Raw genomic sequence first — 1,708 nt, forward strand, 5'->3', positions numbered from 1 at the left:
ACGGTCGCCCCGGGGGCGAGTTCGAAGCGCGTGACGCGTACCGCGCCGCCCAGGGCCCGGGTGGCGTGGTTGAAGAGGGCGAAGCGGTAGCCCATGAAGAACTGCCAGGCGTTCTTGAGGGTGAACCCCGGTCCGAGGCGCGTGTAGCGGGTGCCGTCGGTGCTGTACGAGAAGAGTGCCTGACGGCCGGCTCCAGGGCGGATGTCGGCCGTGGCGCGTAGCCAGATGCGACCGCCCGAGACCACGGTGCCGGCGGCTTCGGTGCCCGTGCTGGTGGTGTTCCAGTTGTTGTCCATGGTGATGCCGTTGACCATCACCACTCGCGTGGAGCCGTTGTCGCGCGCGACGCCGATCCAGGCGGAGGAGTCACGCAGGAGGGCGAGTCCGGCGCGGTCACCGTCCCGCATCCCGGAGTAGTCCAGGGTGACGGTGGCGGTGGAGGTGGGGCCCTGGATCCGGTGGGTGAGGGTGTTCCGGGCGGAGTAGAGGTCGCCGGTGACGGTGGCGGTCCGCAGGGTGAGTCCGTTGTCGACGGTGTATTTGGTGGTGTCGGGGTTGTGGTTCCACTCCCACTTCGGTTTGAGGGTGGTGCCGTCGAAGGTGTCGACGCCGGTGAGCGGTTCCACCTGGCGGGGTGGCGGGGGAAGGTCGGGGGCCGCGTAGGTGGTGCCCCAGGCGCCGTTGACGAGTTGCAGCCGGGGCCAGCCGTCCGAGGTCCAGGTGACGGGGGCCAGTACGGGGACGCGTCCACCGGGGTAGGCGTCGACGAAGGCCATGTAGTACCACTGGCCGTTCTGGGTCTGTACGAGTCCGCCCTGATGGGGGACGCCGCCGCCGGAGACGGGGCCGGGCAGGTCGAGCAGGAGCTGTCGCAGGGTGTAGGGGCCGAACGGGCCGGAGGTGGACCTGAGGATGTACTGGCCGTTGGCGGGCCGGGTGACGAAGATGTAGTAGTTCCCGTTGATCTTGTAGAAGCGGGAGCCTTCCAGGGTTCCGATGCTGGACGGCGTGCTGAAGACCTGCTGCGCGCGGACCTGGGTGCGCGCGTCCGCGGAGAGCTGGGCGACGCTGATCTGGGTGTTGCCGTACGCCACGTACAGGGTGTCGTCGCTGTCGACGAGGAGCCCGGCGTCGTAGTAGGCGGGGAGCGTGGTGTGCCGGGTCCAGGGTCCCTCGACGGTGGAGGCGGTGTAGACGTACGTCCGGGCGAAGTCGATCTGGCCCAGCCAGTAGAAGGTGTTGTTGCCGGGGCGGTGGGCGAGGGAGGACGCCCAGACGCCGCGGACGTAGCCGCGCCCGCCGTCGAGGTCGTACTTGCTGCCGAAGTCCAGGCGGGGCACGGAGTGGCCGGCGAACTCCCAGTTGACCAGGTCGTAGGAGCGCAGGATGGGAGCGCCGGGGGAATAGTGCATGGTGGAGGCGGAGTAGTAGTAGGTGTCGCCGACGCGGATGATGTCGATGTCCGCGAAGTCCTGCCAGATGACGGGGTTGGTGATCTGCGCGGCGGCGATCCCGACGGACCCCGCGGCCGTTTCGGTGGACGCGGTGGCCGCGCGGGCCGCCGTGGGGTGGATCCAGGGTGCCGCGGTCGCGGCGGCGAGGCCGGCCGCGGAGGCGAGCACTCCTCTGCGGTTCTGCTGATGGCTGAGCCAGGACATGGGCGGATCTCCTTCGGTCAGCGGGGCGGAACGCCGTCGGCCCAAAGGCC

At 69.7% G+C, this 1,708-nt stretch carries 1 protein-coding gene; it reads right to left on the minus strand.

The annotated features are described in order from the left end of the window. Nucleotides 1-1,658: glycoside hydrolase family 43 protein (locus AC3ET3_RS36015; RefSeq protein WP_435613725.1), on the minus strand; the 1,658-nt coding region annotated here is incomplete at its 3' end. Between the last annotated feature and the right edge of the window lie 50 nt (nt 1,659-1,708).

The sequence above is a fragment of the Streptomyces sp. bgisy159 genome (assembly GCF_057707805.1).